The following is a 14773-nucleotide window of genomic DNA, read 5'->3' on the forward strand; positions in this document are numbered from 1 at the left end:
CACGATCTCGGCGACCTTCTCCTCACTGATCGAAGACTTACGGCCCCGACCAGCTCGTACCTGCCCGAACTTCGTCAACCCGTCCTCGGCGAAACGTGTGCGCCACGCCCGCACTGTCACCGCGGTCACCCCAAGTTCCTCGGCGATCACCCGATTCGCTTCGCCGTCGGCGGCCATCAGCAAAACCCTGGCCCGCAACACCTCACGGTGCGGCGCGGTCTGCGCCCGCGCCAACGTTTCCAACGTCTCCCGCTCGGCTTTCGTCAACCGCAAACACGCTGCCGGTGCACTCATCAACCCAGCCTACCGAACAACGAGCTAGACAATTGCGAGACACACCACTAGCGCGACCACCGTTCCGGCTCCTCGCCTAACAGACGCGCACGCCCCTTGCGGCGATAGCGGTAGATCTGGACCGCGCCCAGCCCCCAGAGCATGAACTGCGCCGACATCGCCCAGGTGAACGCCTCCGGCGGATATCCCTGGACCCCGTCCGGGGTTCGCCAGTCGAGGATGAGACCGATGAGCCCTGCGAGGATCAAGCTGGCAATGAACCCCGCCTGGTTGATGATCCCGGTGGCCGTGCCCGCCCGCGATGCCGGATTGGAGGTGCGGCCGACATCGAAACCGATCATCGACGCCGGACCGCCCATTCCACAGACCACCACCAAGAGCACGAGGAGCGCGAACGGCGCGCCGCCGGGCCACGCCAGTACCACCGTCCAGGTGGCCGCGATTCCGGCGAGCACCGCCAACACCAGCGTCGACCTGTGCCACGGCCACCGGGTGATCAGCCACGCGAAGATCGGGCCGAACGCCATGATGGCGAACACCATGATCGTCAGGAGCAGACCCGCCGCACCGGCGCTCATCCCCTCGCCCTCGACGAAGAAGGGGTAGCCCCACAACAGGCCCAGGACGGTGGCGCTGAAGTGGGTCGAGAAGTGCATCCAGAAACCCAGTCGGGTGCCGGGGTGATCCCACGACGCGCGAAGGTTTCGCCGGATTCCGGCCAACCCCAGCATCGGTCCCGACACCGACCGGACCGCCGCGGAATCGCGCACGACGACCAGTGCGACCACGAGCAGAACGGCGCCGATCCCAGCGGTGGCCAGGTACGCGCGACTCCATCCGAAGGTGGACAGTGCCCAGGTCATCGGTATGGCGGCCGTGACCGCGCCGAGTTGGCCGAGCACGCCGGTGAGCTGCGTGATCAGCGGGATCCGCCGCGCCGGGAACCAGCTCGTCACCAGTCGCAGGACACACACGAAGGTCATGGCGTCGCCGACCCCGACGAAGAACCGCGACGACAGCGCCCACGTGTAGTTGTCCGCGAACGCGAAGCTGATCTGGGCAAGCGTGAGGATCAGCGTTCCGCTGAGAAGTACCCGACGCGGACCGAACCGGTCGACGACGAGCCCGACCGGCACCTGCATCAGCGCGTACACCAGCAGCTGGAGCACGACGAAGGTCGACAGTTGCGAAGCGCTGATCTCGAAACGCTCGGCAGCCAGCAGGCCGGCAACGGCCAATGAGGAGCGCTGCAGCACCGCAACGAAGTAGACCGCGACCCCGACGACCCAGATGGTCATCGCCTGTCGCGAACCGACCGGCGAGGTCACCTGTGGACCTCGCCGTCGGGCCGAACCCGGGAAACTCTTTCGATCACCTAACTATTGTCGGGCACGGCGCGAACAGATCGCGGGCGCCCTCGGAACTGCCGCCATCACTCCGCGGGTAGGCCGAACCCGAGCTTGAGCAGAGCGGTCCGGAACTTCGACTCATGCTCGGGTTGGACACCCAAGAATCGGTCTCCGAGCAGATGGCACAGCGGGCGGAGCCTGCGGTCATGGGCGATGAGCATCGCGGTGGCCGGATCGACGCACTCGATCACGCGAAGAGGTCCGCGGTCGATGAGTTGCGCTCCCCGCCGGCGGACATCTTCTATCAGAGTGGTGAGCGTCGAAGGCAGTTCGTGTTCAGCGCGACGGTGTAGGTAGTCGGTGAACTCGGTGAGGTCGCGCCCTGCCCCGAGGGCTGCGGTCAGGGTGGTCGGCGACACGTTCCAGGTGTGGTCGGCGGTTTGGGTGGCGAAGGCGGCGAGGGTGAGTCTCTCGGTGTGGGTGATGCCGCGGGCAACCACGATGTCGAGGTTCGGCAACACCGTCAACGGTGAGATCTCGTCGAGATCCTCAGTCGGCGTGAAGGTGTCGGTGAGGCCCAACGCATAGGCGCCGAGCGGTGTCAGCCGGATTCGTCGCAGACCGTCGTATCGGCTGAGGGAGTCGAGGTCGTCGCTTCCCCAATTGCGGTGGTAGTCCGTGCGGGCGCCGACGGGATCTCGGTAGTCGAGATCGAACAGGCCCAGTGTGCCGGCGTACTCGAAAGTCACCGCCATCGTGTACCGGCCTTCGAGCAGTGACCAACCGTGGTGCCCGTCGTATCCGAAGCTCCCGTACTCGGGATCGAGAATGTGGAGCCGCCACAGTGCCCGTTCACTTCTGGCTATGGTCGGGCTGAGTCGCTTGCGCCGCATGGTCGCGAAGAGGTCGTCGATCTCGATCCACTCGCCCGGAGGGCAGGTGGCCAGTCCATCAGCGACGGTCGTACGGCGCCGCTTCGCCGCACTGAGCACATTGGTGCCGCGCTGCCCCTTGACCGCCTCGATTCGGCTGAACTCATCGATCGCCCCGTGCGTGAGCCATCTGCGCCACACGCCGAGGATGACCTCCTCCGGAGAATTACGCAGCGCTGCACGACCTTTCGGTGTCAACGTGAGGCGAGTGCCGTCTAGTTTGGCCAGCCCGGCGGACTGGACAAGTAATGGCCAGGCGAAAGCGGCGATCGCCTCGTCGCCATAGAAGTCTCCGTTGACAAGGTGGCCGGCGACTGTCCTCACCGTTGCCGCCGATGGGCGCGCTGTCTTCGCGCTGCATTTGAGTTGCCCCGACGCGCACAACTCCAAGACCGCGCGCACATTGGCAAGCGCTTCCTGTTCGGTCAATCGAACTTCAGTGCCGACATCAGTGCCCACGTCCGCCACTTTTCACACCTCTCCGGGTCAGGTCGAAGGACTCTCATCATTCTGCCGGTGTGGCCTGTCACCGATAGCCGAGGGCGTCCCACCGGTCGGGGATCGGCCGGTGTCGACCTGCGTTCGAGTAGGACCACCTTGTCAGTGGCGGCCGATACTCTTCTGTGGTGAGGGTGAACGTGTGCGGAGGGGGAAGTACCGATGGTTGAACCGCCGAGGATCGACGAAGGTAGGCAAGGGTTTGGGAGGGCTGTCGACGACTTCGGCAATTTTGCGCGGGGTCGCTCCAAGCGAATCGTCGCGCAGACCGGCGACTTCAGGGACGCCGCGGCGAATTCCTTCGAGAACCTGACCGCGAAGAAGCTCGACCCGTACGAGGAAGCCATCGCCGCGTACAACGGCGCGTTCACCGCGATGAACGATACGGGTGTTTCTCTCCTGCGCCAGCGAGAACGCTCGACGGACCTGATCGAGTTTGTAGAGCTACTCGTGAACAGCATCGTCAACACACCGAAATCGTTCGCGACCGACTTCGACGAGATCGACTTCCACAAAGCGGAGTTCTTGGCGGCGGAAGAGTTCGCTCGCAAGGACCTCGAGGCCGCGCGAAGGTCAGCGGCCGGCGCCGGCACCGGCTTCATGACTGGTGCTGCCGTAGCCAGCATGGCTCCGACAGCTGCGATGTGGGTGGCGACCACCTTTGGCACGGCCTCGACCGGCACTGCGATCTCCACACTTTCGGGGGCCGCCGCGAGCAACGCAGCTCTTGCATGGCTCGGCGGCGGAACTGTTGCGGCCGGCGGCGGCGGAACCGCTGCGGGCAGTGCACTCCTCGCACTTGCCGGGCCCATCGGCTGGACGGTGGCAGGAGCCACGCTCCTTGCGTCAATCGCGCTTTTCGCCAAGAACAGATTCGAGAACCGCGAGGCAAAGCAGGAGGCCTTGACTGCGGTCAAACACAACACCGCGCTCGTCGAAGGCATGGACGCCCAAGTTTGCGACATCCTCCAGCGCACCACTTCCCTCCGCGAGTTGCTCGCGACGAGTTATGGCGAAGCACTGCGATGCTACGGCGCTGACTTCCGCGGGCTGCCTGTGCTGTACCAGTCCCAGCTTGTCGCGTTGGTGAACAACACCAAGGCGTGCGCGGCACTGTTGAGCAAACGCGTCGAGCAAGGCCCGGACGGTGAGTGACGCAACAAGGCTCAGCAAGAGCAACCAGGAACAAGCCGTCGCCGCCTGGGTGAACCACCTGAACCAGCTCCGGCTGGACAACCTGCTGAATTCTCTGAGCCAGCAGAACACGAACTTGAAGGACGCTCTGACCACCGTCGACGAAGCGATCCGGAAGATCGATCTCGAAGTGATCGCCGCCAACCGCGGTGGTGTCAAGGGCATTCATGGCTTCATCGCCGAAGTTGCCGAGGTGGGCGTCGGCAATGCTCGGAGCCAGATCCGCGGTGGGGACGCTGTCTACCAGTGGGTCAACGACAACGGCCCGGTGGACCTGGTTCGCAGTGGCGTCGAGATCCAGCAGAAGTTCGTCGCTGCCGGTGGCCGCTTGGGCCTCGGTGCGATCGCCGACCACCTTCAGAAGTATCCCGACTTCGTCGAGAACGGCGGCAAGTATCAGATTCCTCGCGACCACTTCGAGCTGATCAAGAAACTGCACGCCATGCCGCGCGAGGAAGCAGGCAAGCTCCTCACGCTCGGCGCCGACGGGCCGTCGTTCAAGGACTGGAAGCGAGTCCACGCCTTCTTCGAGGAAGGCTCTGTCGGAATCGAGTCCATCGAGCCCTCGCACCTGGACTACTCCGAGGTTCAGAGGGGCGCCTACGGCTCGACGATGGAGGCGGAGAAGGACTCGCTGCGCGCCACCGACAAGTCCCGGCGGGCCGATGCCTACCAGGAGAGTCGGCCGACGCTGCGCGAGGGTACGAAGGTCCCGCTCACCGCCGCCGCAATCGAAGGCGGTACAGCTTTGGTGTTGGCCGTGGTCGAGAAGCGCCGTACCGGTAAGCAGCTCAGACACTTCACTGGCGAGGACTGGGCGGAAATCTCTGCCGAGACAGGCTTCGGCGTTGTCAAAGGTGGTGTCCGAGGGCTCAGTGTCTACGGACTCACGAACTTCACCGCGACATCGGCGGCCGTCGCCAGCTCAATCGTCACGGCTTCGTTCGGTGTCGCGGAGCAAGCGAACAAGTTTCGACGTGGCGAGATCGACGAGCTGGAGTTCATCGAGAACGCGGAACTCGTTTGTCTCGAAACCGCAGTCAGTGCGCTGTCTTCCTTTGTCGGACAGGCTCTTATCCCAGTGCCGGTCCTCGGCGCCGTGATCGGCAACACCGTAGGCATGATCATGTACAAAGCCGTCTCGTCGTCGCTCTCCCAGCGGGAGGCGTCGCTGATCGCGCAGTACGCCGAAGAGCAACGGATGCTCGACAAGCACCTGGCCGCCGACTATCAGGAACTCATCGACCAGCTCGATGCAAGCATGTCCGACTTCCTCGAGGTGCTCGAGCGGGCCTTCTCCCCCGACGTGGAGGTCGCCCTACTCGGCTCCGTCACCCTTGCGCTCGAGCTCGGGGTGTCGTCCGAAGAGGTGCTGAATACCAACGAGAAAGTCATCGCCTATTTTCTCGACTAGTTCCAGTCCTGTCACCCGCGTTCCTGCGGTCCGAGGACGACCTCCTGGGCGATGGCCTTTCTCTTCGAATTGATCGAAGAGAACATCTAGATCCCCGGAGGGGACGAAGACCGCGAGTTGCGGTGGCTTGAGTTGGGCCGGGCGTTCTGCGCGAGGTTTCCACTCGCGGCTCACCAGGAGCGATTCCCTTACCCCCGCGCCATGTCCACGAACCGGCTCAGGTGCAGCTGGTGCGCAACGGTAATGGTGGCGGTCGGCCCGTTACGGTGCTTGCCGACGATGATGTCGGCCTCGCCGGCGCGCGGGTCGTCGCGCTCGATGGAGTCGGGGCGGTGCAGCAGGATGACCATGTCGGCGTCCTGCTCCAGCGAGCCGGACTCACGGAGGTCCGACACCTGGGGCTTCTTGTCGGTACGTTGCTCGGGACCACGGTTGAGCTGACTGATCGCGATCACCGGGACCTCGAGTTCCTTGGCCAGCAGCTTCAGCTGGCGGGAGAACTCCGAGACCTCTTGCTGGCGGGACTCGACCTTCTTACCCGACGTCATCAGCTGCATGTAGTCCACCGCAACGACTTTCAGGTCGTGCCGCTGCTTGAGACGGCGCGCTTTGGCGCGGATCTCCATCATCGTGAGGTTGGGTGAGTCGTCGATGAAGAACGGCGCCTCCGAGATCTCGCCCATTCGACGTGCGAGCCGTGTCCAGTCGTCGTCGCTCATCGTGCCGGCACGCATGTCGGCGAGCTTGATCTTCGCCTCCGCCGACAGTAGGCGCATGACGATCTCGGTCTTGCTCATCTCCAGCGAGAACATGGCGGCGGTCAGGCCGTGTCCGATGGCCGCAGATCGCAGGAAGTCCATCGCCAGGGTCGAATTGTGCGTCGGGACCATCGCTTCACCCGCGAGATACAGGTGGTCGGCGTTGTCGACCTGCACGCAGCGCACCGGGACCGGATCGACGGGGCGAACGGCGACGACGCGTCGGACACCGGCCCGGCGACGCAGCTCCTTGTGCCGAATCGCCTTGTGGTGCACGGTGAACACGTCTTCGTCGGCGTCGACGCGCAACCACCCCGTGGCCGACCGCTTGTAGTTGAAACCGAGCCCGGCCACGAGGTCGGCGACGACCGCCGTCATGTGCCGCGTCGCGGCGGGCACGGTGATCCAGCCGTCGTCGTCCACCGAGGCACGGGCATCCAGCAACCCCGCGAGCAGGGCACGACGCTGCGCGATCGAACCACGGAGATACTCGTACGGAATCCGGCCACCGAGGTCCGCCATCAGCGTCATGACGTCGACCGGGCCCTCCGCGTCGATGCGCATGCTGATCTCGGGATCGTCGAAGGCCATCCCGGCCAGCGCCGCCACCGTGTACGGGCCGTACGCGAACCGCTTGCGCGGCAACTCGAGCGGCGCGGTGTTGCGCACGACCGCGCAGCCGACGTGCGCCCGCAGGCCGGCGGTCGTGACGACCCGCCGCTCGCCGTCGATCTCGGCCGCCCACTGGTGTTGCTCGTCGGCGACGATCGTCGCGCCGTCGTTGAATTCGATTTCGTAGCAGGGCCGTTCGGTCATCACCTCGGTGGCGGCGACGACCCGGGTGGGCCGGCCGTGGGCATCGAGCAGGAGATCGCCGACCCCGACCTTGCCCATCGTGGTCCAGCCGGTGGGCGTCGGCAGCGGGGTGTCGAGCGCGAGCGCCTTGCCGACGCCAGGACGTGCGGCGACGATGATCATCTGACCTGGGTGGAGCCCGTTGGTGAGCTTGTCGAAATCGGCGAAGCCGGTCGGGACACCGAGCGAGATGCCACCTCGCGACGCGATGGAGTCGATCTCGTCCATCGTCGGCTGCAGGAGATCCTCGAGCGGGACGTAGTCCTCGGCGGTGCGCTTCTCGGTGACCTCGTACACCTCGGCCTGGGCGCGGTCGACCACCTCGGCGACGTCCTGCCCGTCGGCGCCGGCGTAGCCGTACTGGACGATGCGTGTGCCGGCCTCCACGAGTCGACGCAGCAACGCCTTCTCGGCGACGATCTCGGCGTAGTAGCCGGCGTTCGCCGCGGTGGGCACCGTGGAGATCAGCGTGTGCAGGTACGGCGCACCACCGATGCGCTTGAGCTCGCCCGCCCGCTCGAGTTCCGCGGCGACCGTCACCGCGTCGGCGGGCTCGCCTTTCGAGTACAGGGTGAGGATCGCCTCGAAGACCGCCTGATGGGCCGGACGGTAGAAGTCGCCGGTGCGGATCTTCTCGACGACGTCGGCGACCGCGTCCTTGGACAGCAACATGCCACCGAGCACCGATTGCTCGGCGGCGAGGTCCTGCGGGGGCTGCCTACCGAAGTCCTCGGCAGGGATCTCGTCTTCCCGGCCTCGCCCTCCGGCGGCGGGGCCGCGCCCGCGGTCATCCACAACAGCCACGCGTGTCAAACCTCTCGCAACGTTCGATCCCACCCGACATCGAATGAGTACGACCCTGAGTCTGGTGTCGGCCCCGGTAGGCCACGTCGCGAGTCCCCGGTGTCGACGTCGTGTTCTGGTCAGTCTCTTCCTATCGGGTGGCACCGACAGCGAAGTGTCGTGTGCGCCGAGACGGACGGAGACGCTGAGGCGTGACACTAGGACGTCTGCGACCGCTACTCAAACCGACCTGTTGACGGATCTGGGGAACACTTGTGGACGGTGTGTGAGTTGCGGGGGGACGAGTTGTGCAGGCTTTGTGGACAACCTGAGGAATCAGGGTGTGAACAACACAGTTTTCGCAGGTCAGCGCCCTCACTAATTTCCACAATCAAGTAATTGGAAATCCTTTGGACTTCTTCGGCGCGTCGTCTTGCGGGCGTGTTGCGGACACCTGTTCAACTCCCCGTGGCGAATATTCGGGTGAACATCCGGTGTGGTCTGCGTTACACCTGGCCAGACGGGCGGGCGACGCCGGTTCGCACGATTCTGCGGCGATCGCCGAACGACGCCCCTGCGGGTGTGATGCAATGTGGATCGTGTCGAGGTTGGGGTTGAGGTCCGTCGTCGTCCGTCGTGCGGTCACCGTGCTGGCGGCCGTGACCGCTGCCGCCGGGCTGGCGGTGGCCCCGCCGACGTCCGCCGCGCCAGGCCCTTCGATGGCCCTCGAGTTCGATCTGTCGCGTTATCAGCCGGTCGCCCCGACGACCTTCCGATCGCTGGCCTATGTCGACAACGGACGGTCTTTCTTCACCACCGGTAGGTGGGTGTGCGAGATCGGTCCCGGCTACCGTTACGTCGGCTGCGCGGGCCGTCCCGCGACCGCCCCGCCGAACGCGACCGGCGCGGTGATCTCCGATGATCAGCAGGGCCCGTGGTGGGCGCGTGCCGATCAGACCTACCGGTTCGGCCCGGAGAGCGGCTTCCGGCCACCGGTCCTCGGTGTCGGCAAACGGGTCACCATCGAAGGCGTCACGTGCACCGTGCCCCGTCGCGACACCGTCGCCTGCCGCACCGGCGACCGCGCTCTCATCTTCACGCCCGCCTGGCACAAGTTCTTCTTCCCGTCCTGGGACACCCTCGGTCCGGGCAACAACGCGGTCGACCACAGCGCCAACCCGGCACCGCAGTACCTTCCGCCGCGACTGCAGTACTGGAACCAGCTGCCGGCCAGTCCGCCTGCACCGAAATAGGGGCTCACGCGGAGGCGCTCAACAGACACGACAAGGCCGGGTGGAGGATCTCCACCCGGCCTTGTGTGTGTAGAACGCTGAGGTCAGCTCGCGGCGACGACGGCGAGCTGGACGGTCGCCGAGACCTGCGGGTGCAGGTTGACGACGACCGGGTAGCTACCGGTGGCCTTGATGTGCCCCTTGGGCAGCTCGACGCTGCGCTTGTCGAGGGTCGGACCGCCCGCGGTCTTGATGGCACCGGCGACGTCTGCCGCGGTGACCGAACCGAAGAGCTTGCCCGAGTCGTGGGTCTTGACGTCCAGCGAGACGTCGGCGAGGCCCTCGAGGGCCTGCTTCAGCTCGTTGGCGTGCTCGAGACCGCGGACCTCGCGGGCCTCCTGTGCCCGACGGATGCCTTCGACCTGCTTCTCGGCGCCGCGGGTGGCCTTGATGGCCAGGCCGCGGGGCAGCAGGTAGTTGCGGCCGTAGCCGTCCTTGACCACGACGATGTCGCCGGCTTCGCCGAGGTTCTCCACGGCGGCGGTGAGGATGAGCTTCATGTCAACTGATCCTTTCCGCTTATCGGCTGGTCGAGGTGAAGGGCAGCAGGGCCACCTCACGCGAGTTCTTCACTGCCACAGCGACGTCGCGCTGATGCTGCACGCAGTTACCGGTCACGCGACGCGACCGGATCTTGCCCCGGTCGGACAGGAAACGACGCAGCAGCGCGGTGTCCTTGTAGTCGATGACGGCCTTCTTGTCCTTGCAGAAGCTGCACGCCTTGGTCTTGGTGACCTTCTCGACGCGAGGCTTCCGGCTCGGCTTTGCCTTTGCCATGTGTGTGTTGCTCCAGTCAATGCTGTCGGGGACGGTCGCTGCCGTTCCCGGGCTGTTCGGGGCGGATCATCGAGCCCCGACCGATATCAGAAAGGTGGTTCGTCGTCCCCGCCGCCGAACGATCCCCCGCTGTTGCTGGCAGGCGCGCTGCCCCAGGGATCGTCGGCAACCTGCTGGTTCGAACCGCCGCCGCGGCCACCGCCGCCGCCCGATCCGAATCCACCGCCGCCACCGCCACCGCCGCGCGAGGCCCGATTGACCTTGGCGGTGGCGTAGCGCAGCGAGGGGCCGATCTCGTCGACCTCGAGTTCCACGACCGTGCGTCGTTCACCCTCTTTGGTTTCGTAGGACCGCTGCTTGAGCCGTCCCTGCACGATCACCCGGGAGCCCTTGGTCAGGCTTTCGGTCACGTTCTCCGCGGCGTCGCGCCAGATGTTGCAGCGGAGGAACAGCGCTTCGCCGTCCTTCCACTCGTTGGTCTGGCGGTCGAAGGTGCGCGGGGTGGAAGCCACCGTGAAGTTGGCAACCGCTGCGCCGGACGGCGTGAACCGCAACTCCGGGTCGGCGGTCAGATTGCCGATGACGGTGATGACCGTGTCGCCTGCCATGTGTGTTTCCCCTCGGGTCGTTGGTGGGCACTCGCTGATCGACATGCACCGGATTCTGGGCTCAACCCTAGAACCCGGTACCGACGTCTTCAGACGATCAAGAAACCCTGTGGATTACTTCCGCAGGACCTTGGTGCGCAGAACCGACTCGTTCAGCTTCAGCTGACGATCGAGCTCGGAGACCGTGGCGGGCTCGGCATTGAGATCGATGACGGCGTAGATGCCCTCGTTGTGCTTGAGGATCTCGTAGGCGAGTCGGCGCTTGCCCCAGATGTCGACGCCGTCCACCGAACCGCCGTCCTTACGGACAACGTTGAGGAAAGTATCGAGTGAGGGTGCGACGGTGCGCTCGTCCAGATTCGGATCGAGGATGACCATCAATTCGTAGTGACGCATAAGACCACATCACCTCCTATGGGCTAGGTCGGCCACGGACTGTCCGTGGCAGGAGGGTCGCCTGCGTCGGCAACCGGTCCAAGATACATGACCTGCCCGTTCGCAGAGAAATCCGTGGTCGCGGGCCGCCTCGGCGACACATCATGGGACCACCTACGCTGTTGCCCATGTCGGAGCGGCGGACAACCCCGGGCCGGTGGTCGGCGCGGCTCTCCGGCCGTGGTGAGACGGCCGTGATCGTCCTCGTCTCGGTGTTGGCGACAGCCGCGACGATGTTCTGGAGTTTCCAGGCGAAGCTGCGGTGCGGCGGCGCCCCGTTCGATGCACTCGGACGTAGCGACAACTGGCCGACCGGCGATCCGGACGCGGTGGTCCCCTGCTACTCGGACCTGATGTATCTCTGGCTCGGTCGCGACATCAACACGCACGTCTTTCCCTACATCCACGGTGGGATCACATCGGACGGGACTCTGTTCGGTGGCGTCGTCGAATATCCGGTGCTCTCCGGCGTGCTCATGTTCGTCGGTGCGGTCGGCGCCGACACCGACACCGAGTTCTTCACCCAATCGGCGCTCCTGTTGGCGCCGTTCGGTTTCGCGATCACCGTGCTGCTCGCATCGATGGTGCGCTGGTGGGCGTTGCTCTGGGCCGCAACGCCTCCTCTGGTGCTGTACTCCTTCCACAACTGGGAGCTCCCGGTCGTCGCCACCGCCGTCGGGGCCGTCGCCGTGATGGCGTGGGGCGCGTCGGTCCACCCCGTAACCCGTCGACGACGACTGCCGCTTCGTACGAGCGCGGTGATCGCGGCGGTTCTGCTCGCGATCGGATTCTGCCTCAAGCTCTACCCGGGGATCTTCGTATTACCTTTGGCGGCATACGTTCTCACCCGCGGAGCCGGCGGAGCGCGCATGGTCGAACGACGACGAGACGCCCGCGGCGGTCTCGACTGGACGGGCGCCGGTTGGGTAGCGGGCGCTGCCGTCGTGACCGTGGTCGCGATCCAGTTGCCGTTCATGGTGCTCGGATTCGACGGGTGGAAGGCGGCGCTGTCGTTCCAGAGTCGACGACGAGCCGACGTCGACACCAATTCCATCTGGTACTGGGGGCTGCGCTATCTCACCGGGACCGGTGACACCTACCACTCGCTGGTCAGTGTGCTGTCGCCGCTGCTGATCCTCACGACGTTCGCGGTCGCGATGTACCTCGGGTGGCGCCGCTTCGACCGCGTCGGCACCTTCCCCTGGATCGGCGTGAGCGGCGCGATGCTCGCGGGTTTCATGCTGTTCCACAAGGTCCACTCCCCGCAGTACACGCTCTGGATCCTGCCGTTCTTCGTTCTGATGAAGGTGCGGTGGTCGGTGATCCTGACGTATCTGCTCACCGACCTCGCCCTCGACCTGACGATTTTCCGGCTGTTCCCGATCCGCGATGCCGGCGAGCCGCTGCCGTGGTGGATCGTCACCGGCGTCGCCGGTTCGGTGTGGGTGCACGCCGCCCTGCTGGCCTACCTGATCGTGACCCTCCCGCGGACCCCGCTCCGGGAACCGTTGGCCTCCAGGGTGGCCGCACACGTGCACGATGCCACCGATCAGGGGTCCGCTGACGCACCCCGGCACCCGCCGCGAGACGCGATGGCGAAAGGCTCGTCATGAGTTCCTGGTTGGCGACCGGCCCCCTGGTGCACGGACGAGTCACGTTGCGACCGATCAGCATCGAGGACATCGGACCGTTGGCGCGCGTGGTCGACGACCCGGCCCGATTCCGGTGGGTCCCCGGAGTGCCGACGGACGAGGACAGTGCCCGTCGGTTCGTCGACTCGGCGCTCCGTTCCCGGGTGGCGTTCGCCGTGGTCGACAACACCGACGGCAGTGTCGTCGGGTCGACGAGTTTCTACGACATCGACGAGGCCAACCGGGCCGCGTGCATCGGGTACACCTTCTACAGCGAACGCGTCCAGGGAACCGCGGTGAACCCCACCGCCAAGTTCCTGCTGATGCGCCATGCGTTCGAGGAGCGCGGCGCCGTCCGCCTCACCTGGCACACCCACGAGAACAACACTCAGTCCCGCGCCGCGATCACCAAACTGGGTGCCAACTTCGAGGGTCTGCTGCGCAAGCACCGCCGATTCGGCGACGGCTGGCGCACGACCGCCTTGTACGCGATGACCGACGACGAGTGGCCATCGGCGAGAGATCGCCTGTTACAACGAATCTCTGTCTGAGACCTAGGGATTCGCGGTGTGCTCGGGATGGCCCTGGGTGCGCCGGTCTTCTTTCATCCGCGCCTCGTGCACGTGTCGCTGGCCGTCGGTCAGGTCGGCTCGAACCCGGTTGACGTACTCGCGCAACGGGCCCCAGTAGGTGTCGTCGAATTCCTCGACGACCTGGAATGTCCAGCGCCCCTCGAGAACGTTGCGACCCACCAACTCGGTGGACAACTCGTCGGCAAACTCCCCGTGTCCGGCCTTTCGTAATTCGTCCACTGCTTCGCCGAGCAGCAGATCGCCGCGTCCGATGAGTTGGTGGAACGAATAGAGGTGGCCGCGGGCGCGCTCGATGTACTCGAGCGCCTCCCCCACCTTGCCGACCGCTTCCGCGGTGTCGTCCGAGATGTGTGGTGCGGTATCCGACATGATCCGTCATTACCCACCGGAGCGGTCACCCAACCGTCAGTACTCCCCGTGGTAGGAGTGCCGGTAGCGATCGCCCTCGAGCGACGCCCTGATCTCACCGACCTCGCCTCCTAGTGCGGTGTTGATCTTGTGCCCCAGCCGCTCGAACTCCTCGTGTGCGGCAGCCGATCTGGAGGTGAGCGCGGCGAGCGTGGACAGCCAGCGGTGTACGGCGCGCAGGTCGTCCGTCGTCAACGGTCCCCTCACCCAGTTCTCGCGTTCCCACGTCTGTCGTTCCCATGCCTGCCACGGATGATCCCAGCCGCTCGGCGGCGAGATGGCGAAGAGGCCCCGCACGATGACGTCGTTGCGGTCGATGCCCGCATCCGCACGCCACCCGTCGACGACCTTCGAGTAGGCGACGTAGTCGGCCGCGGTCCACGTCGACTCGCGAAGGTCCCGCCAGCCGGCACGGCGCAGCGACCTGGCCACTTTGCTCTCGAGGACCGGACTCGGATGTTTCGGCTCCCCGGCGCCCGCGAAGTAGAGAAACCAGGTGAAACCGGCCGGACCCAGGCGCTCGATCATGTTGCCGCCCTTGTCGGGCCGAAGCATCGCATACGCCGCGCCGGGCTCCTCGCGGCCCGTCTCGGCCGCGTCTCTCAGCAGCCCGCCGAGGTACTTCCGGTCGGCGGACACCGCGGCGATCCGCTTCTTGCCGTCGGAGGTGCGGCGGCCGAGACAGAACGCGACGACGTTCCACAGCAACGCAATCGCGTCGTCGGGCGAGTCGGTGGCCCGAGACCCCAGCGCGAACAGGTCTGCTCTGCTGATCTTGTTGCCGAGCAACGAATCCGGGAGCCCGTGTTCGGCGAGCGCGTCCGTCCACCACTGCCGGTCGACGGCGACGGTGTCGGAGTGCAGTTCGGCGGCCCGGTCGCCCGCCGAGAGCCAGTCGGTGAGATCGTCGGGGAGAGCGAGTGTGGTGTGCTTCATGGTCGTTTGGACGCAG

General features: G+C 65.7%; 15 protein-coding genes. 5 read left to right on the plus strand and 10 right to left on the minus strand.

Annotated features, from left to right (window positions below; translation table 11 throughout):
• The 3 genes from AS181_RS17780 to AS181_RS17790 form a co-directional block, all read right to left on the minus strand.
• Nucleotides 1-294: helix-turn-helix domain-containing protein (locus tag AS181_RS17780; RefSeq protein ID WP_139114216.1), on the minus strand; the 294-nt coding region annotated here is incomplete at its 3' end.
• A 47-nt stretch (nt 295-341) separates the two neighbouring features.
• Nucleotides 342-1622: an MFS transporter gene (locus AS181_RS17785; protein ID WP_058252875.1), complete on the minus strand. Its 1281-nt coding sequence runs from the start codon at nt 1620-1622 to the stop codon at nt 342-344.
• A gap of 104 nt (nt 1623-1726) precedes the next feature.
• Nucleotides 1727-2899, minus strand: coding sequence for a helicase-associated domain-containing protein (locus tag AS181_RS17790; protein ID WP_223259026.1), 1173 nt, complete (start codon nt 2897-2899; stop codon nt 1727-1729).
• A 336-nt stretch (nt 2900-3235) separates the two neighbouring features.
• On the opposite strand from AS181_RS17790, the gene AS181_RS17795 reads away from it, so the two are divergent.
• Nucleotides 3236-4228 carry a hypothetical protein gene (locus AS181_RS17795; RefSeq protein WP_058252876.1) on the plus strand — a complete coding sequence of 331 codons (993 nt, stop codon included), beginning with the start codon at nt 3236-3238 and terminating at the stop codon, nt 4226-4228.
• Nucleotides 4221-5681, plus strand: a complete 1461-nt coding sequence (locus tag AS181_RS17800; protein WP_058252877.1) for a hypothetical protein — start codon at nt 4221-4223, stop codon at nt 5679-5681. Before AS181_RS17795 ends, AS181_RS17800 begins: the two co-directional genes overlap by 8 nt.
• Nucleotides 5682-5869: 188 nt before the next feature.
• Here AS181_RS17800 and dnaB read toward each other — a convergent pair whose 3' ends face one another.
• Complete coding sequence (gene dnaB / locus AS181_RS17805; protein WP_058252878.1) at nt 5870-8098, minus strand: replicative DNA helicase; 2229 nt, start codon at nt 8096-8098, stop codon at nt 5870-5872.
• Between the two features lie 569 nt (nt 8099-8667).
• Between dnaB and AS181_RS17810 the strand changes: the two genes are divergently transcribed.
• Nucleotides 8668-9330, plus strand: a complete 663-nt coding sequence (locus AS181_RS17810; protein ID WP_058252879.1) for a hypothetical protein — start codon at nt 8668-8670, stop codon at nt 9328-9330.
• Nucleotides 9331-9413: 83 nt separating this feature from the next.
• Here the strand turns inward: AS181_RS17810 and rplI are convergent, their stop codons facing one another.
• From rplI to rpsF, 4 genes are all read right to left on the minus strand, one after another.
• Nucleotides 9414-9869, minus strand: a complete 456-nt coding sequence (gene rplI / locus AS181_RS17815; RefSeq protein WP_058252880.1) for a 50S ribosomal protein L9 — start codon at nt 9867-9869, stop codon at nt 9414-9416.
• A 19-nt stretch (nt 9870-9888) separates the two neighbouring features.
• Nucleotides 9889-10146: a 30S ribosomal protein S18 gene (gene rpsR, locus AS181_RS17820; RefSeq protein ID WP_004020662.1), complete on the minus strand. Its 258-nt coding sequence runs from the start codon at nt 10144-10146 to the stop codon at nt 9889-9891.
• Nucleotides 10147-10232: 86 nt separating this feature from the next.
• Nucleotides 10233-10754, minus strand: coding sequence for a single-stranded DNA-binding protein (locus AS181_RS17825; protein ID WP_058252881.1), 522 nt, complete (start codon nt 10752-10754; stop codon nt 10233-10235).
• Between the two features lie 114 nt (nt 10755-10868).
• Nucleotides 10869-11150 (minus strand): 30S ribosomal protein S6, encoded by a 282-nt coding sequence (gene rpsF / locus AS181_RS17830; RefSeq protein WP_058252882.1) that lies wholly within the window; start codon nt 11148-11150, stop codon nt 10869-10871.
• A 167-nt stretch (nt 11151-11317) separates the two neighbouring features.
• Here rpsF and AS181_RS17835 point away from each other — a divergent pair, with 167 nt between their 5' ends.
• Entirely contained in the window at nt 11318-12802 is a 1485-nt protein-coding gene (locus AS181_RS17835; RefSeq protein WP_058252883.1) for a hypothetical protein, read from the plus strand.
• Nucleotides 12799-13371: a GNAT family N-acetyltransferase gene (locus AS181_RS17840; protein WP_058252884.1), complete on the plus strand. Its 573-nt coding sequence runs from the start codon at nt 12799-12801 to the stop codon at nt 13369-13371. The genes AS181_RS17835 and AS181_RS17840 overlap by 4 nt, the downstream gene beginning before the upstream one ends.
• A 3-nt stretch (nt 13372-13374) precedes the next feature.
• On the opposite strand, the gene AS181_RS17845 is transcribed toward AS181_RS17840, so the two are convergent.
• Nucleotides 13375-13782 (minus strand): hypothetical protein, encoded by a 408-nt coding sequence (locus tag AS181_RS17845; protein ID WP_058252885.1) that lies wholly within the window; start codon nt 13780-13782, stop codon nt 13375-13377.
• Nucleotides 13783-13818: 36 nt separating this feature from the next.
• A complete protein-coding gene (locus AS181_RS17850) occupies nt 13819-14757 on the minus strand; it encodes an 8-oxoguanine DNA glycosylase OGG fold protein (protein ID WP_058252886.1) in 939 nt (312 codons plus the stop codon).
• Nucleotides 14758-14773: the final 16 nt, after the last annotated feature.

Origin of the sequence: Gordonia sp. SGD-V-85, from assembly GCF_001456905.1 — a bacterium.
In the GTDB taxonomy this organism is placed as follows: Bacteria; Actinomycetota; Actinomycetes; order Mycobacteriales; family Mycobacteriaceae; genus Gordonia; species Gordonia hongkongensis.